The sequence below is a fragment of the Nocardia salmonicida NBRC 13393 genome, assembly GCF_001613085.1.
In the GTDB taxonomy this organism is placed as follows: domain Bacteria; phylum Actinomycetota; class Actinomycetes; order Mycobacteriales; family Mycobacteriaceae; genus Nocardia; species Nocardia salmonicida.
The window spans coordinates 100,119-124,952 of the sequence record NZ_BDBR01000035.1; the positions used below are offsets into that span (position 1 = coordinate 100,119).

General features: G+C 65.5%; 23 protein-coding genes and 3 pseudogenes. 20 read left to right on the forward strand and 6 right to left on the reverse strand.

Features of this window, described 5'->3' with window-relative positions:
- Nucleotides 1–46 precede the first annotated feature (46 nt).
- The 5 genes from NS1_RS28260 to NS1_RS28280 are packed head-to-tail and all read left to right on the forward strand — an operon-like array spanning nucleotide 47 to nucleotide 6,014.
- Nucleotides 47–1,135, forward strand: a complete 1,089-nt coding sequence (locus NS1_RS28260) for an NAD(P)-dependent alcohol dehydrogenase (RefSeq protein ID WP_062989419.1) — start codon at nucleotides 47–49, stop codon at nucleotides 1,133–1,135.
- Nucleotides 1,132–2,562: an aldehyde dehydrogenase family protein gene (locus tag NS1_RS28265; protein ID WP_062989359.1), complete on the forward strand. Its 1,431-nt coding sequence runs from the start codon at nucleotides 1,132–1,134 to the stop codon at nucleotides 2,560–2,562. The genes NS1_RS28260 and NS1_RS28265 overlap by 4 nt, the downstream gene beginning before the upstream one ends.
- Before the next feature lie 21 nt (nucleotides 2,563–2,583).
- Entirely contained in the window at nucleotides 2,584–4,173 is a 1,590-nt protein-coding gene (mhpA, locus tag NS1_RS28270; protein ID WP_062989361.1) for a bifunctional 3-(3-hydroxy-phenyl)propionate/3-hydroxycinnamic acid hydroxylase MhpA, read from the forward strand.
- 32 nt (nucleotides 4,174–4,205) lie between these two features.
- Nucleotides 4,206–5,078: a fumarylacetoacetate hydrolase family protein gene (locus NS1_RS28275; RefSeq protein WP_062989362.1), complete on the forward strand. Its 873-nt coding sequence runs from the start codon at nucleotides 4,206–4,208 to the stop codon at nucleotides 5,076–5,078.
- Between the two features lie 9 nt (nucleotides 5,079–5,087).
- Entirely contained in the window at nucleotides 5,088–6,014 is a 927-nt protein-coding gene (locus NS1_RS28280) for a VOC family protein (protein WP_062989364.1), read from the forward strand.
- A gap of 632 nt (nucleotides 6,015–6,646) precedes the next feature.
- Here the strand turns inward: NS1_RS28280 and NS1_RS28285 are convergent.
- Nucleotides 6,647–7,978, reverse strand: a complete 1,332-nt coding sequence (locus NS1_RS28285) for a YhgE/Pip domain-containing protein (RefSeq protein ID WP_062989366.1) — start codon at nucleotides 7,976–7,978, stop codon at nucleotides 6,647–6,649.
- A gap of 215 nt (nucleotides 7,979–8,193) precedes the next feature.
- On the opposite strand from NS1_RS28285, the pseudogene NS1_RS42715 reads away from it, so the two are divergent.
- From NS1_RS42715 to NS1_RS28330, 10 genes and pseudogenes are all read left to right on the forward strand, one after another.
- A pseudogene (locus tag NS1_RS42715) lies at nucleotides 8,194–9,219 on the forward strand (FAD-dependent monooxygenase); the annotation flags it as partial.
- Nucleotides 9,220–9,345: 126 nt separating this feature from the next.
- Nucleotides 9,346–9,792, forward strand: a complete 447-nt coding sequence (locus tag NS1_RS42720; protein ID WP_507762138.1) for a hypothetical protein — start codon at nucleotides 9,346–9,348, stop codon at nucleotides 9,790–9,792.
- Entirely contained in the window at nucleotides 9,785–10,714 is a 930-nt protein-coding gene (locus tag NS1_RS28295) for a VOC family protein (RefSeq protein WP_169812851.1), read from the forward strand. Before NS1_RS42720 ends, NS1_RS28295 begins: the two co-directional genes overlap by 8 nt.
- Before the next feature lies 1 nt (nucleotide 10,715).
- On the forward strand, nucleotides 10,716–11,549 hold the full coding sequence (locus NS1_RS28300; RefSeq protein WP_062989371.1) for a fumarylacetoacetate hydrolase family protein: 834 nt from the start codon (nucleotides 10,716–10,718) through the stop codon (nucleotides 11,547–11,549).
- On the forward strand, nucleotides 11,546–12,517 hold the full coding sequence (locus NS1_RS28305; protein WP_062989373.1) for a TAXI family TRAP transporter solute-binding subunit: 972 nt from the start codon (nucleotides 11,546–11,548) through the stop codon (nucleotides 12,515–12,517). The genes NS1_RS28300 and NS1_RS28305 overlap by 4 nt, the downstream gene beginning before the upstream one ends.
- 21 nt (nucleotides 12,518–12,538) lie before the next feature.
- A complete protein-coding gene (locus tag NS1_RS28310; RefSeq protein WP_062989375.1) occupies nucleotides 12,539–13,537 on the forward strand; it encodes a cupin domain-containing protein in 999 nt (332 codons plus the stop codon).
- On the forward strand, nucleotides 13,534–14,631 hold the full coding sequence (locus NS1_RS28315; protein WP_062989377.1) for an alcohol dehydrogenase catalytic domain-containing protein: 1,098 nt from the start codon (nucleotides 13,534–13,536) through the stop codon (nucleotides 14,629–14,631). The genes NS1_RS28310 and NS1_RS28315 overlap by 4 nt, the downstream gene beginning before the upstream one ends.
- Before the next feature lie 30 nt (nucleotides 14,632–14,661).
- Nucleotides 14,662–15,336: an MBL fold metallo-hydrolase gene (locus NS1_RS28320; protein WP_062989379.1), complete on the forward strand. Its 675-nt coding sequence runs from the start codon at nucleotides 14,662–14,664 to the stop codon at nucleotides 15,334–15,336.
- Nucleotides 15,337–15,578: 242 nt separating this feature from the next.
- The gene (locus NS1_RS40370) at nucleotides 15,579–15,773 is read left to right on the forward strand and encodes a hypothetical protein (RefSeq protein ID WP_157125425.1); all 195 of its coding nucleotides are present in this window, start codon (nucleotides 15,579–15,581) and stop codon (nucleotides 15,771–15,773) included.
- A gap of 26 nt (nucleotides 15,774–15,799) precedes the next feature.
- A complete protein-coding gene (locus NS1_RS28330; protein ID WP_157125426.1) occupies nucleotides 15,800–16,171 on the forward strand; it encodes a hypothetical protein in 372 nt (123 codons plus the stop codon).
- 187 nt (nucleotides 16,172–16,358) lie between these two features.
- Here NS1_RS28330 and NS1_RS28335 read toward each other — a convergent pair whose 3' ends face one another.
- The gene (locus NS1_RS28335; protein ID WP_062989385.1) at nucleotides 16,359–16,775 is read right to left on the reverse strand and encodes a hypothetical protein; all 417 of its coding nucleotides are present in this window, start codon (nucleotides 16,773–16,775) and stop codon (nucleotides 16,359–16,361) included.
- Nucleotides 16,776–18,030: 1,255 nt separating this feature from the next.
- Nucleotides 18,031–18,843 carry an SAM-dependent methyltransferase gene (locus NS1_RS28345; RefSeq protein WP_062989389.1) on the reverse strand — a complete coding sequence of 271 codons (813 nt, stop codon included), beginning with the start codon at nucleotides 18,841–18,843 and terminating at the stop codon, nucleotides 18,031–18,033.
- A gap of 97 nt (nucleotides 18,844–18,940) precedes the next feature.
- On the opposite strand from NS1_RS28345, the gene NS1_RS28350 reads away from it, so the two are divergent.
- Nucleotides 18,941–20,122 carry a cytochrome P450 gene (locus NS1_RS28350; RefSeq protein ID WP_062989391.1) on the forward strand — a complete coding sequence of 394 codons (1,182 nt, stop codon included), beginning with the start codon at nucleotides 18,941–18,943 and terminating at the stop codon, nucleotides 20,120–20,122.
- Between the two features lie 21 nt (nucleotides 20,123–20,143).
- Here NS1_RS28350 and NS1_RS28355 read toward each other — a convergent pair whose 3' ends face one another.
- The gene (locus NS1_RS28355; RefSeq protein ID WP_062989393.1) at nucleotides 20,144–20,323 is read right to left on the reverse strand and encodes a hypothetical protein; all 180 of its coding nucleotides are present in this window, start codon (nucleotides 20,321–20,323) and stop codon (nucleotides 20,144–20,146) included.
- 402 nt (nucleotides 20,324–20,725) lie between these two features.
- The gene (locus NS1_RS28360; RefSeq protein WP_062989395.1) at nucleotides 20,726–21,094 is read right to left on the reverse strand and encodes a VOC family protein; all 369 of its coding nucleotides are present in this window, start codon (nucleotides 21,092–21,094) and stop codon (nucleotides 20,726–20,728) included.
- Between the two features lie 63 nt (nucleotides 21,095–21,157).
- On the opposite strand from NS1_RS28360, the gene NS1_RS28365 reads away from it, so the two are divergent.
- The 4 genes and pseudogenes from NS1_RS28365 (at nucleotide 21,158) to NS1_RS28375 (ending at nucleotide 24,510) form a co-directional block, all read left to right on the forward strand.
- The gene (locus NS1_RS28365) at nucleotides 21,158–21,616 is read left to right on the forward strand and encodes a MarR family winged helix-turn-helix transcriptional regulator (RefSeq protein WP_062989397.1); all 459 of its coding nucleotides are present in this window, start codon (nucleotides 21,158–21,160) and stop codon (nucleotides 21,614–21,616) included.
- Nucleotides 21,617–21,953: 337 nt separating this feature from the next.
- Nucleotides 21,954–22,210 (forward strand): annotated as a pseudogene (locus NS1_RS39435) (alcohol dehydrogenase catalytic domain-containing protein); the annotation flags it as partial.
- Nucleotides 22,211–22,335: 125 nt separating this feature from the next.
- The gene (locus tag NS1_RS28370; RefSeq protein WP_062989399.1) at nucleotides 22,336–22,938 is read left to right on the forward strand and encodes a TetR/AcrR family transcriptional regulator; all 603 of its coding nucleotides are present in this window, start codon (nucleotides 22,336–22,338) and stop codon (nucleotides 22,936–22,938) included.
- Between the two features lie 90 nt (nucleotides 22,939–23,028).
- Entirely contained in the window at nucleotides 23,029–24,510 is a 1,482-nt protein-coding gene (locus NS1_RS28375; RefSeq protein WP_062989401.1) for an amidase, read from the forward strand.
- A gap of 137 nt (nucleotides 24,511–24,647) precedes the next feature.
- Here the strand turns inward: NS1_RS28375 and NS1_RS28380 are convergent.
- Nucleotides 24,648–24,834: pseudogene (locus tag NS1_RS28380) on the reverse strand (mammalian cell entry protein); the annotation flags it as partial.

Genomic DNA, 24,834 nt, shown 5'->3' on the forward strand with positions numbered 1-24,834 from the left:
AGGATGCTGCTTTTGTTATGCAGGACACGATCGTAGCGTGGCGTTCATGCCGATCGATTCCATTGCCGCTGTCGCCCGTGCCGCCGCGGACAACTTCTCCTGGGAGACCGTGATCGTGGATGACCCCGGTCCCGGCGAGGTACTGGTCCGCTTGGTCGCCGCCGGGGTCTGCCACACCGATTTGTCAGTTCTCGCAGGACGGTTGCCGACACCCTTGCCCGCCGTTCTCGGACACGAAGGCGCCGGTGTGGTCGAAGCGGTGGGGGCCGGTGTCACCACCGCGGCGGTCGGCGACCGTGTGGTGTTGTCGTTCGCGTCCTGCGGTTCGTGCACTCGTTGCCGGACCGGCCGTCCGACTCAGTGCCCCACCTATTTTCCGCTCAACTTCGGTGCCCGCAGGCCTGATGGGACGACGCCCCTGCGGGACCGGTCGGGGCAGCCGATCGGCGGACTGTTCTTCGGGCAGTCGTCGCTGGCGCAATATGCGGTGGCGTCGCAGCACAGTGTCGTGCCGGTTGCCGTCGAGAACGACGACGAACTGGCGATGCTCGCGCCGATCGGCTGTGGCATCCAAACCGGTGCCGGAGCAGTGCTCAATCTCCTTCGTCCGCCGCCGGGGTCCCGTGTCGCCGTTGTTGGGGCAGGCGCGGTCGGCTTGTCGGCGGTGATGGCGGCACGGCTGTGCGGTGCGAGCGAAATCGTGGCCGTGGACCGGCTTCCCGCCCGGCTCGGCCTGGCTCGCGAACTCGGCGCCACCGCGACGACAACCGACGCGGGCGAACTACGCGAGCTCGACTACATCATCGAGACCACCGGCGTGCCGAGCTTGCTCGAAGGGGCACTCGAACAGATCCGAGCAGGCGGCACCGTCGCCGTTATCGGTGCGCCCGCAGCGGGAACCCGCATCGCTGTCGACGTCAACGCCATGATCGACGGCCGGACCCTGCTCGGTGTCACCGAAGGCGGCAGCGACCGGGTCACCTTCATCCCGGCACTGATCGAGCTGTATCGCGGCGGACGGCTGCCGCTGGATCGACTCGTGCGCTTCTATCCACCGACCGAACTGCAACGCGCTGTCGATGACGCGCGCTCCGGTCTCACCGTCAAACCCGTCATCCGATTCGAGGCCCCATGACACTCCCACACGCCCGCAACCTCATCGACGGCCGATGGCGCGACGGCCACGCCATCGGCACCAGCGTCGACCCGGCCACCGGCCAGCCTTTGGGCACCTTCGCCGACGCGGGTGCGGTCACCGCCCGGGCTGCGATCGACGCCGCTCGCCGGGTATTCGACACCACGGCCTGGTCGCAGGACCGGCAGGCTCGGGCGACGGCGCTGTTCGCGCTCGCCGACGCGATGACCGCACGTCGCGACGAACTCGTCGAGCTGTTGTCCCGGGAAAACGGCAAGAAGCTCGCCGATGCCGCCATGGAAGTCGACGCCACCATCCCCAAGCTGCGATACAACGCCGCCCTCGCACTGACCGACAGCGGACGGGCCGCCCAGCTGGCACCCGGGATGTACTCGATGGCCTTGCCCCAGCCCATCGGTGTAGCCGCGGTGATCGTGCCGTGGAACTCGCCGATCATCCTGGCGGTGCGCTCGTTCGCGCCCGCGTTGGCCGCGGGGTGCACCGTGGCGATGAAGATGCCCGCGCAGACCGCGCTGACCAACGGGCTGCTCTATGAACTCATCGCCCAGGCACTGCCTCCCGGTGTCGTCAACGCGTTCACCGAATCGGGCAACACCGGTGCCCCGGTACTGGTTTCGGACCCGCACTCCGATGTGATCAGCTACACCGGGTCCACCGTGGTGGGGCGCGCCATCATGGCGGCCGCGGCGCCCGGCCTCAAACCGGTCTCACTCGAACTCGGTGGCAAGTCGCCGATGATCGTGTTCGACGATGCCGACCTCGACGCGGTCGTACCGACCCTGACCGCCGCGATCACCACCTTCAGTGGCCAATTCTGTATGGCCGGTAGCCGAATTCTGGCGCAACGCGGCATCGCCGACGAACTGCGCGAGCTGATGGCCGAGGCGTTGTCGCGGGTCAAGGTCGGTCCCGGCACCGATCCCGAGACCGACATGGGCCCGCTGATCGACCGGGCCGCGGCCGAGCGTATAGACCGCATCATCGACGAGGCAGCGGCCTACGCGAAGGTGCTGGTGCGTGGTGGGCTGGTCGAGCCGACCGGTACAGACGCCTTCCTTCGTCCCGCCCTCATCGAAGTAGCCGACGTGACATCGCCGGTGGTGCAGGACGAGATCTTCGGGCCCGTAGCGACTTTCGAGATCTTCGATACCGAACTCGACGCGATCGAACGCGCCAACGCCACGCAGTACGGGCTGGCCGCTTCGATCTGGACTCGGGACGTCGATCGCCCGATGCGGGTCGCGCGCCGCATCGACGCGGGCACCGTCTGGACCAATACCTGGGGCGTCGTCCACGACCAGATGGAAGAAGGCGGCTTCAAACACAGCGGCCTCGGAAGGCTCAACGGTCACCGCGCGATCGAGGAGTTCCAAGAAGTCAAACACATTGTCCACCAGGGCAACTGAGAACCATCCAAGCGAGGATCAATGCTCAATCCAGATCACGACGTGGTGATCGTCGGCGCGGGACCGGTCGGGCTGGCCACCGCGCGAATGCTCGGGCTGCGCGGCCACGATGTCGTCATCGTCGAACGCTGGCCCCAACCGTATCCACTTCCCCGCGCAGTGCACTTCGATGACGAGATCGGCCGAGTATTCGGATCGATGAACCTGACCGAACAGGTCAAGGCCATCTCGGATCCAGTTCCCGACCATTACGAATGGCGCAACGCGGCCGGGGAGGCGCTGCTGCGCATCGACTGGTCGGGCATCGGCCCTAACGGCTGGCCCACCGCCAATTTCTTCTCTCAGCCCCAACTCGAACACGTACTGGCAGACGCTGTCGAGACGATGCCCAACGTCACGCTGATCCGCGGCGCAGAGGTCGTCGCCGTCGACGAGCACCCAGGGCAGGTCGTCATCGGCGTGGCCGACACCGTCATCGACTCCGGGCAAGCCGCGCCGGCATCGGCCGTCGCCCGAACACTGAGCGCCCGCTATGTCGTCGGCTGCGACGGGGCCAACAGCCTGGTGCGCCGGCGTATGGGCGCGACGATGCACGATCAAGGCTTCTTCTTCGACTGGCTGATCGTGGACACGATCCCGACCGACGACATCGTCTGGTCGCCGCAGAACTGGCAGCTGTGCGATCCGGCACGCCCGACCACGATCGTTTCCGGTGGGCAGGGACGGCGCCGCTGGGAATTCATGCGCCTCCCCGGCGAGGATCCCGCCGAACTCGGCACCGTCGATCGCGCATGGGAGCTGTTGTCGCCGTGGGGCCGGACTCCGGCCAACACTCAGCTGGAACGGCACGCGATCTACACCTTCGCCGCCCGCTGGGCCGATCGCTGGCGTAACGGACGAATGATGATCGCCGGCGATGCCGCCCACCAGATGCCGCCGTTCGCCGGCCAAGGCATGTGCTCGGGGGTGCGCGACGCCGCCAACCTCGCCTGGAAACTGGACCGGGTCCTGCGCCGGGTATCGCCGCCGGATCTGCTCGACACCTACACCAGTGAACGAAGCGTGCACCTGCAGCACGCGATCGCGATGTCGGTGGAACTGGGAAAAGTGATCTGCGTGCTCGACCCGGAACAGGCCGCACAGCGCGACGCCCGCATGATCGCTGGAAACGCCGACCCCGCGGTGGTGTTGCCCGTCGGTGCACGTCCGGTTCTCGGGGCGGGAGCAGTGCGCACGAGCGGTGAACTCTCGGGGACGATGACCCCACAGTTCCCCGTCACCGTCGCCGACACCGCAGTCCTGCTGGATAACGCCACCGGGTACGGCGCGTCGTTGATACTCGCCGCGCAGCGACCAGCCGCCGACCTACTCGACGAGCCGCTGCGCGCATCGCTGGCCGCAGCGGAGGTGACCGCCCTCTCACTGGCAACCAGCGGCAACCCCGACCTACGCGATCACGACGGAGCCTGGACGGCATGGCTGGCTGCCAATTCCCTTGCCGCCGTGCTGATAAGGCCCGACCACTACGTATTCGGCACCGCCGAGACCGCCGATGGCGTAGCGACCCTGGCGGCGGAGTACATCGCCTGCTTGACGACCAGCGTCTGCTGACGCACCACATCACACGGAGGAGAACAACTGTCATGCGTATTGCGAATCTGCGGGGCCGCGGAGCCATTGTGTACGGCGAGCGCGGCCACGAACGCGCCGTGGAAATCGCCGCGGCATCGGGTGGCCGATTCAGCGGCGACTTCGCGGACCTGTATGCCAACTGGGACAGCGTGCGAGAGTGGGCGGCCGCGCTGTCATCCGAAGAAATCGAAGGGCACTCGGTCGCGCTGGATCGCGCCGAGTTGGGCGCGCCGTCGCCCGCGCCGCGCCAGGTCTTCGCGGTCGGACTGAACTACCGGGCCCACGCGGCGGAATCGGGGTTCGATGCGCCCGAACATCTGCCGCCGGTCTTCACCAAATACGTGTCCAGCTTCAGCGGCCCCGACACTACGGTGACCATCCCCGAAGGAGGAAATGTGGACTGGGAAGTCGAACTCGTGGTGGTCATCGGCCAGACGTTGCGTCACATCGAACCATCGCAGGCGTGGGCCGGGGTAGCGGGACTGACCGTCGGCCAGGATATCTCCGAACGGGCTTCCCAGTTGCGCGGTCCCGCTCCACAGTTCGGCCTCGGCAAGTCCTTCCCCGGGTTCTCGCCCCAAGGTCCGTGGCTGGTGACACCGGACGAGCTCGCCGATCCCGACGATCTCGAGCTCGGGTGCTGCATCGACGGCGAAGAAGTGCAAAAGGGCCGCACCAGGGACCTGATCTTCCCGATCCCGTCCCTGATCGCCGCCTTGTCGCAGACGGTCACGCTGTTCCCCGGCGATGTGATCTTCACCGGCACCCCGGCCGGAGTCGGTATCGGTCGTGAGCCGAAGCGATTCCTGCAGCCCGGAGAACGTCTCGATTCCTGGATCGAGGGAATCGGTGCGTTGCGCCAGACCTTCGTCGGGACGCGGTAAGGAGCCGTCATGGCACTGCACGGACTGGGCAAGGTCACCATCGGAGTCCCCAACCCCGCCGAAACCATCACCTACTACACCGATTTCGGACTCGATCCGCTCGGTGCGGGACGTTTCGCGACCCGCGACGGCGGTGAACAGCTCCAGGTGGTGCACGCACCACTGCGGAAGCTGCTCGACCTCACCGTCGCCGCCGACGACAGCGATGACATCGCCTCGGTGGCCGGCAGGCTCGCCGCGATGGGGGTGGCGAGCGACAGCAATCCGCTGTCGGTGCGTGCCGTCGAACCGGTAACCGGAACCGTGGTGCGCGTGCTGGTGCGCCCGCGAATCATCACCGAGCCTGCCGTCGCGCCGACGCCGTACAACGGCCCCGGCCGCATCGACCGGTGGGGCAGGGCACCGTTTCTGTCGCGAACCGAGCCCGTCCGGCCACGCAAGCTCGGCCACGCGGTGCTGGGGAGCACGGACCTTGCCGCGACCATGCGCTTTTTCGTCGACGGACTGGGTTTCAAGGTCAGCGACTACATGGGTGACAAGGCCGCGTTCTTGCGTTGCTCGGCCGAACACCACAATGTGCTGGTACTGGCCGCGCCGGTCAACTTCATGCACCACACGAGTTGGCAGGTCGACGACATCGACGAGGTCGGCAGGGGGGCGCATGCGATGCTCGAAGGCCACCCCGAGCGCCACATCTGGGGTCTTGGCCGCCATTTCGCCGGCGCGAACTTCTTCTGGTACCTCAAGGACCCCGCAGGCAATTTCTCCGAGTACTACTCCGATATGGACACAGTGCCCGAGGACGAGCTCTGGAGCCCTGCGGTACTCGAGGGTTTGCAGGGCCTGTATGCCTGGGGGCCACCGCCTCCGCCGTCGTTCCTGGAACCCGACGACCTGGCCGCACTGATGAGCGGCGCGCACTCCACCCGAGGGTGACATCCGGCTGTACGTCGGCATGACAGCGTGCGGTCGTGGCGCTTTCTCCACCACGACTGATATCAGCACCCATAACTGCAGCGGGTGATCCGGCTACGGACCACCCGCTGCAGTTGCTCGTTCAGGTCGGTTCAGTCGGCCGCCGCGGCGACCCAGATCGTCGAGGTCGTCTTTTCACCCAGCACATCCATGACTACGCCCAGAACTTCATCTGCGCCTGCCCGGCTACCCCGACCCGACCCGGACGTGATCGGCGCCGTCCTCGAGCACGACTGCCACAATCGGGTCTACAGCAAGCTCGAACTCGCGGCTCGGCTTCGGCGGCGCAGCCCACCTCCGCCGATTATGGAACCAGGGTGAACAGGTCGTAGCCGTCCACGAACCGGATGAGGCAGGCGAATATCAGCACACGCTCTGGGTGCGCCCGTCGGACGATGAAGAGGGGGGAGTGGTCATGTCGCAGCGGGCAACCAGGCATGTGTATCCGAAGTGCTGGTGTAGCAACGGATTCAGAAATTGCCGATATGCGCGGCCGGGGCGATGTTGTCGGCCTCGTCGACGATGACCTGTCCGCCGCGTGACGCACGCCGCCGAGCCCTTCGAATCGAGGGGCTCGGCGGCAGGGAGGAAAGCTACGGGTGTGCGGGTGGGTGGGCCACGGACGTGTGTGACGCCGGGTCCTCGTGCTGTGGCACGCGGTGCAGGAACTCCTGAATGTGCGAGATGGCTCGCGGATGAATTCGGTGCAGACCGCGTCGGTCGTAGAACAGGTTGCCCAGCAGTCCGAGTGTGAGTCCGGCGATCAGCCCGATCACCAGCAGCACTACCGCGCTATTGAGGCCCGCGTCGGCGTGAGCGTCGAAATAGATGATGGCACGGACACCATCGGAGACCGCGCGCATCGGCTCGAACGACCCGAGGAAGCGCCAGAAAGTCGGCAGAGCCTGTTGTGGAATCGCGCCGCCCGACACCGGGATCGACCAGCCGATGAAGAAGATCATGCTCACCACGATGCCGATCGGGCCCAGCAGGGTGACCACAGCTAGGGTGCCCGCGCCGATCGCGTTGATCGCGAGCAGGCTGAACAACCACAGCAGCCCACAGTGCGGCAGATCCAGGTCGACCACGAACACGCTCGCGGCCAGAATCGCGGTTGCTGCGGGTACCGAAGCGATGGCCAAGGTGAGGCATTTGGCCAGATAGGTGTGTATGCGGGTGATCCGGCGCGGCGGCAGCATGCGCCGCTTCGGTCCCATCTCGGTCGGGCCGAAGCCCAGTTCGGCATCGACGAGGCCGTTGACCACGTTGGCGCCGAGGAAGCCGACCATCATCAATAGCAGGGCGTAGAAGAAGGCGGTCATGCCGTTGCCGGTGCGGTCGCCGAAGGGCAATGCCTGGTGATGGGCGACGGTGACCGGGTCGGTGATCAACACTGCGTTGGCAGGGCTGATTGAGCCCGGCGCATGCGCGAGCAACTGGCCGGCGGCCGCCGCCGACCCGCCGCGCGCCGCTGATTCGGCGATCTGACTGCCGATCTCGGCGGCCATAGTGCCCGCGCCGGGGTTGGTCAGCACCATGATCTCGGGTCGTTGCGGGTTCGGGCCGAGCAGCGAGCCGAGCTTGGCGGAGTAGTCCTCGGGAACGACGATCGCCGCGAACAGATTGTTGTCCGCGATCGCCCCGGTGGCTGCCTCGGCGGAGTCGAATTGCCGCCAGTTCACCGCCTCGCTCGGCTGCTGTGGCTGGATCATGATGGCGGCCACGACTTGGTCGCCGACGTTCATCGGACCGTCGGCGGTGCCCTTGTCCAGGGTGACGATTCCGATCGGCGCGTGGTGTAGATCGGCCGCCGGGTCGGCGACACTGCCGGTGAAGATCACGGTGATCACGAACAACGCGGCGGACAGGACGACGCTGGGGATCAGCCAGTTCTTGGGGTGGCGGAAGTAGCTCAGCGCCGACATCGGGGGCGCCTCGTGATCCGGGAGAATTCGGGACCTCATTTAACTCTAGCAGTATAGGTATATTGGTAGAGTATTATCGGCGCCGTGAGGTGACTCATACGCAAACGGGGCAGGTTATGTATGTCCTGTAATACAGGACATAACTTTTGTAATGCAGGACACCGCGCATAGGGTCGGACTATCGAGTTCGTTCGACAGCGGGAGAAGGTGAGGTGATGGCGCCGGTGAAGTCGCCAGACGAAACCGAGGTGGTGATCTGCGGTGCTGGGCCGGTCGGTCTGACGGCCGCGGCCCTGCTCGCCGCACGGGGTGTCGATGTGGTCGTGGTCGAACAGAATCACTCCACCAGCGATGAGCCCAAAGCGATCAGCATCGACGACGAGTCCCTGCGGGTGTACCAGCGAGCGGGCATCGTCGAGCAGGTGCTGCCGATCGTGGTTCCGGGCACGGGCACTCGCTACTACGGCCGCCACGGGAGGCCGCTGTTTCACGCGCGCGGTCCGCGGCCGTTCCGCTTGGGGCACCCGTTCAAAAACCCTTTTGCTCAGCCAGATCTCGAGCGAGCACTGGTCAAAGCACTGGCGCAGATGCCGAATGTGTCGTTGCGATTCGGCGTCGAAGTAACTGGATTCGACCAGCTGGCCGACTCGGTGCGAGTGCACGCTCGTACCGACGCCGGCCGGGTGACCCTCGATGCCGCCTACGTCCTCGGCTGTGACGGCGGTCGATCGGTGACCCGACTCAGCCAGGGCATCGAGATGACCGGGCGTAGTTACCCTGATGTGTGGTTGGTCGCCGACACCCTCGACGATCCGCACACCGAACGCTTCGCTATGCATCACGGCGACCCGACCCGTCCGCACGTCATCGTGCCCGGGCTCGACGGCCGCTGCCGTTACGAATTCCGGCTCTTCGACGGTGAGGGGACACCCGCCGAGCCGCCGTCGTTCGAGCTGATCCGTGCGTTGGTTGCGCCCTATCGCGACTTGACGCCGACGCAGGTCGAACGTGCGGTGAACTACCGGTTCAACGCGGTCATCGCCGACGAGTGGATGATCGGGCGTTCCTTCCTGCTCGGCGATGCGGCGCACATGATGCCGCCCTTCGCCGGGCAGGGCCTCAACTCCGGTATCCGTGACGCGGCCAACCTGACCTGGAAGATCGCCGACGTGGTCGCCGGCCGGCTCGCTCCGTCGGCGTTGGCGAGCTACCAAAGCGAACGCGCGTCCCACGTACAGGCGACGGTCCGGATGTCGGAGCGTATGGGTCGTGTCGTGATGACCACATCGTCGCGGTTCGCGGAGCGCCGCGACACACTGATCGAGCAAGCATTGGGCACCGAGGAAGGCCGCGCGTACTTCGAAGAGATGCGCTACCGCCCTTCGCAGCGATTCACCGAAGGTTTGGTCCTCGACGCCGGTCGACATGTCGGTGTCGGTGTCGCCCTGGGGCAGCCCTTGGTCTTCGACTCAGCCGATCACACCGTTGTCCGGCTAGACGACGTGCTCGGCATGGATTGGGCGCTGATCGGCGTCGACGTCGACGAGCGGGATTGGGCAGGAGTCGAGCCGGTAGTCCGCCAGCTCGGCGCGACCACGGCGTTGCTCGCGCTGGGGGAGCACCTTCCACGGACTCGACGTCGGGTTCTGATCGACGTCGACGGGGCCGCGGCACGGGAATTCGCGGCCTATACCCACCAATTCGTGCTTCTCCGACCGGACCGGGTGGTCGCGGCCGCCTGGTCGCCCGACCGGACCACCGACACGATGGCCACCATCTCGACCTGGACAGAAAGGGCTTTGAGCCATGGATAAACCACAGCGGATCATCTTGCAGGAGCGCGAGGCAGCAGGCACTTTGACCCGTACCACCGTGTCCCACATCGGGTTCCGCGTGCCCGATGTCGCGGCGGCGGCTGCGTTCTACGGTCGGGTGCTCGGGTTGCAGGTGCACGAGCAGCTGCCGGACGGCGGACTTCGCCTGGGCTGGGGTGCCGGGCACCATGTCATCGATCTCATCGAGGGCGAGAAGGGACTGCACCACTACGGTTTCGAGGTCCGAGACCTCGACGGCGTCGAGGGCATCGCCAAACGGCTGTCCGCCGCCGGGCACACCGTATCGCCCCTCGACCGGACCTATCTCGACGCCGGCCTCGGCAGCGCCACCGGCATCGTGGTCACCGATCCACACGGAACACCCGTCCACTTCCACACCGCGGTGGCGCGCGAGGGCGAGAACGCCGCTGACACCGGTCGCCGTCCGATCAAATACCAGCACATCACCCTGGCCACCGACGATGTGGTGCCGATGGTGGAGTTCTTCGTCGACACCGTCGGATTCCGCATCTCCGATCAGCTCGAGGACGGACGATTCGCGTGGCTGCGCAGCGACCGCGACCACCACACCCTGGCCGTGGTCAACGTCGGTGCGGGCGGCGACATCGACCACTACTCCTTCGACCTAGCCGAATGGGAGGATTTCAAGGCGTGGTGTGATCGGTTGACCGACGAGAACGTCGACGTCAGCTGGGGTCCGGGGCGCCACGGCCCGGGCAACAATCTGTTCATCTTCTTCGACGACCCGGCAGGCAACCACATCGAACTGTCCGCCGAGATGGAGAAATTCCACGACGACCGCGTGACGTACGTGCCACGCCGGTGGAAGCCGATCCCCAATTCTGTGAACCTCTGGGGCGGCCAGCTCGCCTCTTGGCGCAAGACCAGCGAAGGACACTGACATGGCGTACGCGACCTACGAACATCGCGGCGTGCGCCGCGTCGGCGAAGTGCAGGGTTCGACCCTGGTCCCGTTGGACGGTCTCACCGAGATCGGCTCGACGACCACCTCGAAAGTTCTGTCCGACGCCGAACGCAACACTCGTGGCCGAGTCGAGATCGATGCGGTCCGTCTGCTGCCGGTGGTGCCCAACCCGTCGAAGGTGTTCTGCGTCGGGCTGAACTACCGCGAGCACGTCACCGAGACCAAACGCGAGCTGCCGACCTATCCGGTGCTGTTCCCCAAGTTCGCCGACAGCCTCATCGGCGCGTACGACGACATCGTGTTGCCGCCGGAGTCGACCCAGGTCGACTACGAGGGTGAGCTGGCGGTCATCATCGGCAGGCCCGGCCGTCGCATCGCCGAAGCCGACGCAGCCGAGCATGTTCTCGGCTACAGCGCTGCCAACGACATCACCATGCGTGACTTCCAGTACAAGACCCACCAGTGGATGCAGGGAAAGGCGTGGCAGGCGAGCACGCCACTGGGCCCCTCGTTGGTGACGCCGGGCGAGGTCGACCTGTCGACGGCGGGTATCCGCACCGTGCTCAACGGCGAGAAGGTGCAGGAGTCGGATCTGTCGATGCTGATCTTCTCCATCCCCCGACTGATCGCCGAGATCTCGACCTTCACCACCCTCACTCCTGGTGACGTGATCTTGACCGGTACCCCCGGCGGCGTCGGCTATCGTCGCGATCCGCAGCTGTTCCTGCGCGACGGCGACCAGGTCAGCGTCGAGATCGATGGTGTCGGATCGGTTCGGAACCTGGTTCGCGGCGAGGAGGTTGCGGCATGAACACTCGGCCTGCCGAACCCCGGATCGACCGTTCGCTGAGACTGCAACTGCAAGGTGACTGGGGCACGGCCAATCTGCACCGGGTGTGTGGTTGGATTTCTCAGGAACTGACCGACCGGGCAGGTCCGCACACTCGGGTCGGCATCTGGAACGGCCGCGGGTTCTCCGACAACGTACGCGCCGTCGGGCGCGGTGAAGTCGACATCGCACTGACCACGCCCGCCGCGTTTACCGCGGTCGCGCTCGACGGCCGCGGCACCTACCGTGACGAGCACTATCCCGACCTGCGCGCTCTTGGTGTCGTGCCCCAACGTGATCGACTGGTCTTCGCCGTGCACGCCGACCTCGGGGTTACCTCGTTCGCCGAGCTACGCGAGCTGAAACCGGTTCTGCGGGTGGCGACGTCGGTCAACGACGGCGTCAACGCCGTCGGCGTGGCCGGACACGAACTGCTGGCCCGGTCCGGCGTCGATGTCGAGGGCTGGGGCGGGCGGTTTCTCGGCGACGAACGGCCCTTCGAGTCGCTCGATCATGTGCTCGCCGGCCGCGCCGACGCGATCGTGCACGAAGCCGTCATGTTGCCGCACTGGCAGCAGTTCGGCGCCGATTACCGCTTCCTCGAAGTCGAACCCGAGGTGCTCGCCTCCTTCGACCGGGACTTCGGGTGGCCCGCCGCCACCGTCGCCGACGAGTTCTTTCCCGGCCGCAGCGCGTTCCAGACCCTGGATTTCTCCGATTTCCTGGTCGTGACCCGCGCGGATATGGCCGAGGACCTCGCCTACGCCGTTGCCTGGATTCTGGGGGAGACCCGTCACCTCATCGAGGCGCAGTACCGGCATCTGCCGCCCGAGCGCAGCCCGATCACTTACCCTCTCGACCCGCCGACCATGGGCATCACCCCGATTCCGCTGCACCCCGGCGCAGCGGCTTATTACCAGGCTCTGCCTGTCACCGAATCCGTTTCCTGACGAGACAAAGAGGTCTCTGGCATGAGTGTTGTCATCGAAGACATCGTCACCATGACGTCCGAGGTTCCCCTGCGCAGCATCCACCGCGACGAACGAAACCTGCTCGCCCCACCACATCCGGGCAAGATGCCGATGAAGCTGTGGCGCGATCATCCGCCGCTGACGGTCGTGCACTTCCCCCAGCGATACCATGCACAGCCGTTCGCGCCGCCGCGCGGAGTCTACGAGAACGACCAGATCCGCATCGAATGGCAGACGATGGACAATCGCCAGCCCTTCTACCACCGCAACTGCGATGTCGACGAGATCTCCTATCAGATCGACGGCGAACGCACCCTGATGACCGAACTCGGCACCATCGAACACCGTCCCGGCGAGTTCTCCCGCATCCCTCGCGGTGTCGCTCACGACAACTACGGACGCACCGAAAGCCATCTGCTGTTCTACATTCCAGCCCCGGTCAGCGAAACAGGTAGCGCCGTGCGCACGTCGGAGGCAGCGCTGCCACCGTTTCCTGGATGGCGGCCAGGACAGCTCAACGAGGCTGTCACCCAGTGCATGGGTTCACCGGGCCACGACATCACCGTGTTCCCCATCGACGAGGGTGCCCTACTCGACCGCGTCAACGACGAACCCGACCGGATGTCGGTCTTCGCTGTCGGCCCGGGGTCGAATCCGCTCTTCGCGACCGACCAATTCAGTTTGGGCACAGGGACATTCACGACCGAGCGCGGCGACGTGCGGCGCTACACACGCACACTCGACGCCGACGAAATCCAATACCAGATCAGCGGTGCACGCACCCTGGTAACCCAACGTGGGTTCATCGAACTCGGTCCGGGCGACTTCGTCCGCATCCCGCTCGGCATCGCCCACACCAGCGTCGGCCGCGAAGACGGCGCGTACCTCAGCGTGCTCTCCCATCGCGAACTGCCTCAGGTCGCCGAGACCTCACGTACCGCACAGCCCTGCACACCCGATTTTCTCGATGCCCTCGCCGGGGAAAGTAGCTCGCGATGACCATGCTCGCCGTCCGTGCCACCCAAGGCTCACATGCCCTGACCCTCGAACAGATCCCCATTCCCCAGCCAGGACCGCTCGACGTGGTGGTCAAGGTCGTCTCCGCCGGGCTGGCGCCGGGCATGATGGCCCTGCTGAAAATGGGTGCTTTCAAACACCTTCCGACGACTCTCGGACACGAAGCGGCCGGCACTGTCGCCGCGGTGGGCGAGCAGGTCACCGGCATCGCGGTCGGCGATCGAGTGCGCGTGCACCCCAACCTCAACTGCCGCAGCTGCGACTACTGCCGCACCGACCGCGACATGATGTGCCCGCAACAGGCGATGATCGGGCACGCGGGTTTCGGTGCGGTGCCGATGCCGCTCTACGAGCGCTACCACGATGGTGGCCTGGCGGAATACGTTCGCGTACCGCACTGGCTGATCGACCAGCTCCCGGACAATGTCAATTTCGACGTGGCCGCCAAGGTGCACGATCTGGCCAATGTCGTCCGGATTTTGAAGTGCGCGCAGTTGCCGCTGGGCTCGACGGTGGTCACCACCGCTGCCACCGGGACGATGGGCACCGCGACGATCAAACTGGCCGAGCATTTCGGTATCGCCCGGTTGTTGCTGGTCGGCCGTTCCGCTGAACGGCTTGCCGCGGTCACGCCGCTGGCGGGTGACGTCGAGGTCGAGACCATCGCTCTGGACGAGTTGCCGACCGATTGGGAGAGCACCGGCGGTCTCACCCGCCGATTGCGTGAGCTGGCCCCGGCCGGCGTGCACGCCGTTGCCGACTACATCCCGGCAGGCGCGGCCACCGGCCAAGCGATGGCGGCGCTGCGCACCGGCGGCACCCTCGCCCACATGGGTGGGAACGCAACGCCGTTGTCCCTACCGCCGCGGGCCTTGATGGTGAACTGCTGGCGCTTCGTCGGCACCCGCGCCTGCACCCGGTCCGACGCCGACCAGGTCCTCGCCCTGCTCGGCTCCGGCGCACTGAACGTGGACGAACTGATCACCCAGCGCTTCCCCCTGGCCGAGGCCGACACAGCCGTCGACGCGATGGTGAACCGCAAAGAGCCGATGTGGATGACCGTGGTCAACCCCTGAGCAGCACTCTCCTACCGAAGGCGAAAAGCTATGAATATCACACACTTCGGGCACGCCTGCGTTCTCGTGGAGATCCCGAGCGCGGCCGCCTCGACGCGAATCCTGTTCGATCCGGGTACCTATTCGCAGGGTTTCGAGGGCTTGGCTGACCTCGACCTGATCCTGATCACCCACGCCCACCCCGACCACCTCGACGCTCCCCGGCTCGCGGCGCTGCTGGCGGCCAACCCAGTCGCCCAGTTGATCGTCGGCGAGGGCACACTCAAGGCACTGGACAACCCCGACTATCCCGAAAACATGCGTCGGCCCACGCACGTAGCCCAGCCGGGCCAGGAACTGTCGGTGCTCGGCCACGACATCGTGGTCACAGGTGGTGAGCACGCCTGTGTCCACTCGGCGTTGCCCCCGTCGGAGAACCTCGGCTATTTGATCGACGAAGCCGTCTTCCACCCGGGTGATGCCTTCGACGAGATCGCTGGCACGGTCGGCGTATTGTTGCTGCCGATCGGTGGGCCGTGGATGAAGATCGGCGAAGGTATCGACTATTTGCGGTCGATCGCCCCGCGCGTCGTGGTGCCGATTCACCAGGCTGGTCTGGCGACCGCACACCAGAACATGCATTGCCAGCTGCTGAAGAACCTCGCACCCGAGGCCACCGAAGTTCTGGTTCTCGAACACGCGACCTCGCACCCGATCTCGTTCTAGCGGTGCCCCAACTTGCGGTCGGGCTCGAAAACATCGAGACCGGCTGCGAGCCGAAGCCAGGTCCCTCCCGAGCTGTCGACTCTGCTGCGGTCCCCGCCCGGCGGCCTCAGCATGTGACGACAGCTCGGCCTGGCTCGGCCGTCGGCGAGTTGTTGACCCTGCTCGCCCGGCCTCCGACCTTCCATGACCGCGTCCGGTCATGGAAGGTCATCCGGCTATTCCTTCTCATCAGGAGGCGCCCGATGCGGCGATACCTTTCGAAAACAACGGTCTGGCAGCGCCTTTCGCAGGGTTTGGTCCTGCTCGGCAGTTCCACCACCGGATCAGTTGACCTCTATCACGCCTACATCGACCACCAGCGCCGGCATTACGAGATCGATCACGCGCACTGGGACTGGACCGTCCCTGACAACTGGTACCGGCAGGCGAACTCATGACCGCGCCCAGAACCCGTGGAAGTCGGGTGTGCACCATAGAAGCCGCCCAAGCCGAAGTGAGCGCAGCCATCCGGGCTGCGCTGGCCCACGATGTCCCTGACCTCAGCCCGCAGCAGATCTGCCGCCGATTGCTGACAATGATGGGCCCCGAGCAGCGAAACACCGATCTCGACGCCGCGGTGGGAACTTTGACTCAGGCAGTGGCCCGAGCGCTCGACGACAGCGACATCGCGCGACTGGTGGCTCACGGTCACCGGTGCATTCACGACGAGGTTTCGACGATTGCCCTGTGCTGGGGCTACGACGCCGACGCCGCCAAGCGGCTGGCGTCGACTCTGGTGCCCACTGTCCTCGTCACCCTCGGCTACCTCAGTCAACGATCTGTGAAGTATTCCTAGACGCCAAGGCCGCATCACCGGCCTCAACCGGTTCGATAGTGGCGGCGAATTCGGCGGTGGCATCGGCCGAGTTCAGCAGGACGTGGACGCTCATGGTGATCTGGGCTGTCGCGATACGGCGCGGCTCGGGCAAGCTCCACACGGTCGTCGAAGTAGACGTAGAACGACTTCGCGGACAGAACCGATCTCAGTGCGTCACGGCGTCGGCGGAGCGGTCGCCGAAGGGATGTCGCCAGGTGCGGCGTGCGCTCGCACTACGCGGTGTCTTCGCGAGCACGGTCCCCTTCTCCTTCGGTTCGGCCGAAGGACGGAAGGTCCGCCCGCTCGTGCCGGTGCGACGGGCGAGCCGAAGATCGGCCTTGGTCTCACGCAGGCGCTGCGACGAACGGTGCGCGCCGGCGGTGAGCAGGACCAGGCCGAGCATGCCGAGGGCTCCGAGCGCGACTGCCCACAGGAACAACGTGCCCGACGTTGCGGTGATGTGGTAGCCGAGCAGGCTGAAGTCGTCGCTGAGCGTGTGGGCGGGTCCGCTGTTGCTCAGCACGCCCGCCGTGCCGATCACCACCGCGGCGATGAGCAGGACCAGGCCGAGGAAAACAATCATGACAGTCTCCGAATCCGGTTACACCGGTATACGTGTGGTGCCGCTCGCCCGCCGGCCGCGTGCGAGTCGAGCCGATGAGCGGACCGACGATCGGGATGCCATGGTGCACAGCGACCCGGCGTCACCGCCCTTCACTCCATGGAATACCCCGATCCGAGCGGGCGACGCAGCTGCCGGGGCGCGATCGTCGAGATGTCACCGCTGGCGATCGGAAGGCCGGTCCCCGAAAGTCGCACCGCGGGTCCGCGATTCGGGGTGGTACCAGCAGGGTGGGTCGGCGAACCGCCGCAGCACGAGTACCGCGGAGAGCCCGTTCGGCTCGAGCCCCTCGCCGGCCGCCCGCCAGATCTTCCGTGGTGGCCTTCCCGACCAGGGAGCACCGGGCCCGCAAGTCCGCCCTGAACCAGCTGGTGCTCAGCTTCGCCGCGCGGCATGCGGACGACCCGCGCGCGTTGCTGCTCATAGCACCGGGCTGGGTGAAGACCGATCTGGGCGGCCCCAGCGCACGCCTGAACATCGACGAGTCCATGCCACGCCATGGGCGCGGGCTCGGAAAGCGCCCCACAGAAACCCCACACTTTTGACCGGAATCAATGCGAATCCATGGGAATCGTTGAGAATGGTCGTTTCGTGAAAAAGCCTGGTGCTGAGTACTATTGGGCACTGATGGGTAGGTCTGGACAATTGGAACCCGCGCCAGGTGGTCGTAGGTTCAAATTCTGTCAGCCCGACAGGCAAAACCCCCTCTGGCCTCAGTCGGAGGGGATTTTCTTGTACCTGGAGATTTGGCGTGGTTTGCCGATTACTCACAGATACCCCACACTTTTGATTCTGATCGCTCGTCCAGTGCTCGGCGACGACCCTTCCACGGACGCATGCTGCAACGGTTGCCCGTCGGCGGGGCTGAGTGAAGCTGCCTGTGCCACTTGCTATTGCATTGGCGCGGCTGCGATCTTTGAATTGCTGAAGCGCCTGAGGTGGATCCTGCCCCGCGAGTTGGCGGCGGCGTGTGGGTGCGCGGGGAAGGGTTCGCCTCGACCGGCTGGCTCACTGGCCGATCGGCTGGTCGAGGCGAACCGCCTCGTCCCACGAACGTCCAGCTTCACGAGATTCCGGGTGTCGGCAGCGAAGGGTCATGCGATCTGGAGCAGCGATGCATTCATTGCATAGCTGGTTGAAAACCAGCTGGGACCACACCTATACGCGTCGATCTCTGAGCGATGGTTGCTCCCTCGCCGGTGGCCGACGAGTGAGGTCAGGGAATCCTGGCCATGCCGCAGAGCATCGATACCGCTTCCCGGCGGGGATGCGCGCTCCATTCGGTCGGACGCCAGTCGATGACCGAGGTGACGCCGGGGGGAACCAGTTCGAGGTCGTCGAAGAATCGGGTGAATTCTGCGGTGGAGCGGGTCTGGAACGGGACGCCGCTGCGCTCGTTGGCTTCGACGGTCGCTTGGAGGTCCTCGACTGAGAGGTGGTCATTGGTGGCGTGGGTCAGCGTCACATAGCTGCCTGATGGCAGGGCATCGCACAATCGACGGACGATGGCATAGGGATCCATCTCGTCGGTGATGAAGTGCAGGACCGCGCAGAGTATGAGGGCGACCGGCTGCTCGAGGTCGAGAGTGTCGACGAGCGCCGGGTTATCCAGGATCGAGGCGGGGTCACGCAGATCAGCATCGATATAGGCCGTCGCGCCGCTAGGATCGCTGTTGAGCAGCTCGCGGGCGTGGTAGAGCACGATGGGGTCATTGTCGACGTAGACGATCCGCGATTGCGGAATGACCGCCTGCGCGAGTTCATGGACATTGCCCGCTGTCGGCAACCCGGTACCGATATCGAGGTACTGCTCGATGCCCACGGTTGAGGCCAAGTAGCGGACCGCGCGGCGCAGGAACTTCCGATTCGCCAATACCGCGAAGTGGATCGAGGGAAACGCGACGGAGACGGCATCGGCCGAGCGCCGATCCGCCTCGAAGTTGGCACTGCCGCCTAACCAATAGTCGTAGCGGCGGGCAGGGTGCGGTTTGGTGACATCCACTCGATCAGCTGCCGCCTCGAAGTCCACGACTTCTCCCTATTCTCTCGACTACCGTCGTCCACATCAGTCGGAACGAAACCGGGGTGGCGTTCGCGTGCCACGCCGCCGCGAAAGGCTAACGACCATGCCGCCCCTGCATTACAGCCCCTATGACTTCGACGTCCACGCCGATCCCTACCCGTACTATGCCAGGTTGCGAAACGAGGCACCCGTCTACCGTAACGAGATCGATGACTTCTGGGCACTCTCGCGCCACGCGGACGTGCGTGCGGCGTTGCGTGACTCCGATCGCTTCTCCAGCGCCAACGGCATCCGCATGGAGCCCGCGTTCTGGGGACCGCAGGCGGAGAAGCTCTTCTCGTTCGTCGCGATGGACCCGCCAAAGCACACCAGAATGCGCGAGTTGGTGGTGCGGGCGTTCACCCAGCGGCGGATTCAGGCGCTCGCGCCGCGACTACGCGAGATCGCCCGCCAGACGCTGCAACCGTTGCTGGCGCGGGGCAGTTTCGACCTGATCGCCGACTTCGCCGGTCCGTTTCCCACCGAGGTGATCGCCGAGTTGGTCGGTGTGCCCGAAGCCGACCGCGAGCTGGTGCGCAAGCTCGGCATGGAGATCATGTACACCGACGCGGAATCGACCGATCTGCGGCCGGAGGCGATGGCGGCGATCGGCGCGTTGGTCGGCTACTACACCGAGCTGACTATCGCTCGGAGTCAGCAGCGCACCGACGACCTGCTTTCCGGCCTGCTCGACGCGGCGGACGGTACCGACCGGCTCAGCCCGGAGGAGATCGTCGGGGTGCTGATCCTGCTCGTTGGTGCCGGCATCGAGACGGTCATGCTGACCCTGGGCAATGCCTGGTACAGCGCCGCGCAGTATCCGGAGCAGCGGCAGGCGGCCTTCGGCGGTCGGATCGAGGACTGGATCGCGGAGTCGATGCGATACGACCCGGCCACCCAGACCCAGCTGCGCACCACCACCGCACCGGTCGAACTGCACGGCGTCGAGATCCCGGCGGCTGCCCGGATCCTGCTGCTCACCGGATCGGCGCATCGCGACGAGACTGTCTTCGCCAACCCCGACACCTTCGATCTCGACCGCGACACCGGTGCCGCCTTCGCCTTCGGTGCCGGCCGGCACCACTGCATCGGGATGAATCTGGCGCAGGTGGAACTGCGGGTGGCGCTGGAGGAGATCGTCGCCGCGGTGGCCGACTACGAGATCGACACCGACAATCTGGTGCGGATCCACTCCTCGAACAACCGCGGCTTCGCCTCGCTGTCGACCACGGTTACCCTGCGCTGAACAAGGACAACAGGCGCGTAATCACCGGGGCAGCAAGGTGATTCGCGCGTTGTCGGCCGGGCTGAGGCCGGTGTGACGGCGCGGTGGTTCCATCGGGCCCGCGATCGTTGCGATGCGGCGGTGCTGCAGGACGGTGCGGAGCAGGATGCGGGCCTGCGACGACGCCGAAGCGCACTCGCCGTGGTCACCGTGGAGGGGCAAAGAACCTCCGCCTATGGATGAGCACCGATTGGCGGCGCTGCGTACTCACTCGTACCCGCAGTCGGCAGCGGTAGGTCGTACGTGGCTTCGCCGCCGACCTTCGGAGCGACGCCGTGAATGCAGGGCAGTATGCCTCGATGATCTTCGCGACTCGGGATGTTGCGCCGCCACGGAGATAGGCGGAGCGCGTGCATATTTCACCGCTTCGTATCAAAAGCGCCAGGTGCCGGGCCGCGCCAACTATCAACGCGAGAACTCCGCCACGATCCACCGCGAGTCACACTGAGTCTGGATCGGTCGGCCGGGTGTCGGAGAATCGTTTTGTCGACACGGGATGGCCCGACCGGAACCGTCAGGACGGCCCCGCCTTGGGGTGCGCAAAACCGGCTGAGCCGGTGGCGATCACGCGCGGTCGTGGAGGGTGATCTGGTAGCCGTCGGGGTCGGCGAAGGTGAATGTCCGGCCGAAGGGGCCGTCGGCCGGTGCGGAGACGATTGTGTGGTCGTCGGCGACGAGCGCGTCGTGAATCGTTTGGATGTCGGTGGCGTGGAGCCAGATCGCGGTACCGATGCCTGGCTGGGCGACGGATGCGAGATCGGTGCCGGGGATGACGTCGCGGAGTGCGAACGCGATCGGCTTCGTCTCGAAGACGACGGCATGCGGAGGGCCTACCGGTGAGCGGACGAGCCCGAGGTACTGCTCGTAGAACGCCTGCGAGGCGTCGAGGTCGCGTGCCTGCAGGGAGATGAAGTCGGGGCCGGTAACAGGCATGATGATGCTCCTTCGGTTCGTGTCAGGTATCTGACACGAACCAATGTATGTCAGAATACTGACATGAGTCAACACGGTGTCGGCGTCGACCTGGAGACGTCACTGGGTTACCTGCTGAAAGAGGCGTCGAGTGCGCTCCGTTCCGCCATGGAGGAGGTGCTGCGCCCGCTCGGGATGAGCGTGACGCACTACTCCTGCCTCGAGCTGCTGGCGCAACGGCCGGGATTGTCGAACTCCGAGCTCGCGCGGGGCGCGTTCGTGACACGGCAGACGATGAACGTTCTGCTCCAGACCCTGGAACGAGACGGCTACGTGACCAGGCCCGCGGCGGCGCCTGTTGGAAAGGTCCTTCCCGCCCGGCTCACGCCTCGCGGACGACGCAGCCTCGAGAAGGCGACCGTCGCGGTCCGGTCCGTCGAGCTCAGAATGCTGTCCGGCATGACCGAGGCTGAGCGGTCGGGTGCGTTTCGGATCCTGCGGAGCATGATCCACTCGCTGCGCGGTGGCGACGACGGTGTCTAGCGCGTTCCTGGTACGCGGGCGGTCACCAACCCGAATCCATCGGGAGAGCGCCGATATCGGAACGGTGCATCATGAACCCCACGACTACGGGGTTGCCACGGTGGGCAGCTGGACCGTCATTGCCGAGGTTCCCTCGACCTGTCCCGCTTCCCAGTGCTCGAGAAGTGGGATCCCACGACCCGACGAAATGACGTTGCGGCCATCGGCGCGTCGTCTCCTATTGGATGGACGGCTGCGCGATATTCAGACCATTGCCATTGGGCATATTCCTGAGTGGCCCAGGCAGATTGCCGTTATGTACGCGCGACCTGGATAGGAGCCGCTGGTGATCGAGCAGATGAAGGCCGTGCAGTACCGCGAGGTAGGGGCAGCGCCGGAGGTCGTCGAGATCCCGAGCCTGCTCCCGGACCAGGGCAGGTGTTGCTGCAAGTGACAGCGGCAGGTTTGTGCCACTCGGACATGTTCGTCATGGGGCTTCAGGCCGAGGAGTTGATGTTTCCGCTCCCGCTCACTCTGGGGCACGAAGGCGTCGGCACAGTCGTGGAACTCGGCGCGGAAGTCGGAACAGTGCGGGTGGGCGACGAGGTGGCCGTGTAGGGGCCGTGGGGATGCGGCCGATGCGCGAAATGTGCGGTCGGAAAGGAGTAGTAGGCGCGGGCAGTGCGGCTTTACCGGTCCGCTTGACATGCTGGACTCGGTGAGCTCTACGATCAAGACCGATGACTGACGGCCATGTGGACGGGCGCACACTGCGGTATCGGCATCGCCGACCCGAATTGCTGGCCGCGGCCACGGAGTACGTGCTCGATCACGGCATCGACGACGTGTCCTTGAGGCCCGTCGCCGCCGCGCTCGGGGTATCGCACGCGACACTGCTGCGTCATTTCAACTCGAAAAACGAGCTTCTGCTGCACATCGGGGAAAAAATCCGCAGCGACTTCGTTCGGTCATGGCAGCAGGACGAGCACTTCAACACCGCGACGTCGGCTGCCGAACTGGTGCGCATGGTGTGGACGAGGTTGTGTGCGCCCAAGGAGCAACGCCAGTTCATTCTGTTGTTCCAACTGGTCGGTCGCGTGGCGCGCGTGCCTGCCGAGGCCGAAGCGCTGGCGCCGTCGATCGTCGACGACTGGCTGACTCCGATCGAGGAACGTCTGCGTGCCGATGGTTGGCCTGCGAGCGAGGCGCGAAGCGTTGCCACTCTCGTCTTGGGGCAGATACGTGGACTGCAGTTGGACTTGCTTCTGACCGGAGATCGCACTCGTGTCGATGCCGCGTTCGACGCGGCGATCGCGATGATGTACCGCCCTCGGAGGTCTTGACATGGTCGGACCAGATCCGACGTCGACCTCAGCGGTAATGCCGTACCAAACGGTTTGCCTAACCGATTGGTACGGCTATGATCGCGCGGTATGCGGATCGACGAATACCGGAGCTTCGACGCACTGGGTCTAGCTGAACTTGTCAAAGCCGGTGAGGTGACGTCGAGCGAACTACTCGACGTCGCCCGGCGACAGGCGGAGACGTCGAACAGTCGCCTCAACGCGATCATCCGATTCATGGACGCCGAGGCAGATCGCCGCGTCACCGAGGAATTGGTCGGCCCCTTCGCCGGTGTCCCGTTTCTGATCAAAGACATCGCGCAGGACTATGCCGGCTTGCCCAGCGGCAACGGGTCTCGCTCGTTGGCACGGATCCCGGCCCGCGAGCACTCGACGGTGGTGCAGAGATGGATCGATGCGGGCCTGGTCATCTTCGGAAAGACCAACACTCCCGAATTCGGCGCCAAAGGCGTCACCGAGCCCGAACTGTTCGGTCCCACCCGCAACCCGTGGAATCTGGATCGATCGCCTGGTGGCTCGTCCGGGGGTTCGGCCGCGGCGGTGGCCGCCGGAATCGTTCCCGTGGCCGGAGCCAACGACGGCGGCGGTTCCATTCGCATCCCCGCCGCCTGCTGTGGACTCGTCGGCCTCAAGCCAGGGCGTGGGCTGCTTCCGTCGGGGCCCGATGTCGGCGAAGCCATGCACGGGGCCGCGGTCCAGGGTGTGGTGTCCCGCTCGGTGCGTGACACCGCCGCGATGCTCGATGTCCTCAAAGGCGGCGAACTCAGCGGTCCCTATCTTCCCGCCGTTCCGGTCGAGACGTTCCTCTCGCAGGTCGGTGCCGACCCGGGGCGGCTGCGAATCGGAGTTTGTGTCTCCTCGGCGATCAACTCCTCGCCTCATCCGGAGGCTCGAGCCGCTGTCGACGCTGCGGTCCAGGTACTCACCGACCTGCATCACCGAGTCGAGATCCTGGACAGTCCACCGGTCGACGATCGAGCACTGGCCCGGGATTTCCTGCTGACCTGGTTTACCTACTTGGCGTGGGAAGTCGCCGATGCCAAGCGCCGATCTGGTTGCGGCGAAGAAGGTTTCGAATTCGACACCCGCCTGATGGCTGCGTTGGGGCGGGCTTACAGCAGTGTCGAGTATGTCGATGCCGTCATGCGTCGCCATGATCATGCCCGGGCGCTATCGAGCTACTTCGACAGCTATGACCTGCTGCTGACACCGACACTGGCAGATCTTCCGCCCCGAATCGGCTCGCTCGACACGCAGCGGTCACTGCGCCTGGCCGGAGAGTTGCTACTGAAGTCGGGGACTGCGGGCCTTCTGCGGCATTCCGCGCTGACCGATCGGCTCATTCACAGCAATCTGAGTTGGACTCCGTACACTCAGTTGGCCAATGTGACGGGACGGCCAGCCCTGTCGCTGCCGCTGTATTGGACTGCGGACAACATTCCGATGGGTGTGCAATTCACCGCGCAATTGGGTGGTGAGGCAATGCTGCTGCGCTTGGCTGCGCAGCTCGAGCAAGCTGCGCCGTGGTTCGACCGATGCCCGAAAATGTAGCCGACGTTGACCGAGCAGGGAGGCGTTGGAGAAGTCCGGCGGCGGTGTCGCACCGGTGTCGAGAGCGTCCAGCGCAGTACGGAAGTCAGGGATCAAGGTCAGGACGGCTCACCGTGCGCCGGCCACAGCCTGGCGAGTCAACCGATCTTCGTCAGTCCGAGTAGTGCGGCGGTGAGCCCGTAGTCGGGGCCGAAGTCCTGGACATTGCCGGTGCGGCAACCATCGGGCCGCATCTGGATCCGCTCACAGAACACACTGACGATCTCGCCCGACAATGCGGTGCCGATCAGCGCCTGATTGCGCATGAACCCCTTCTCCTTGTCC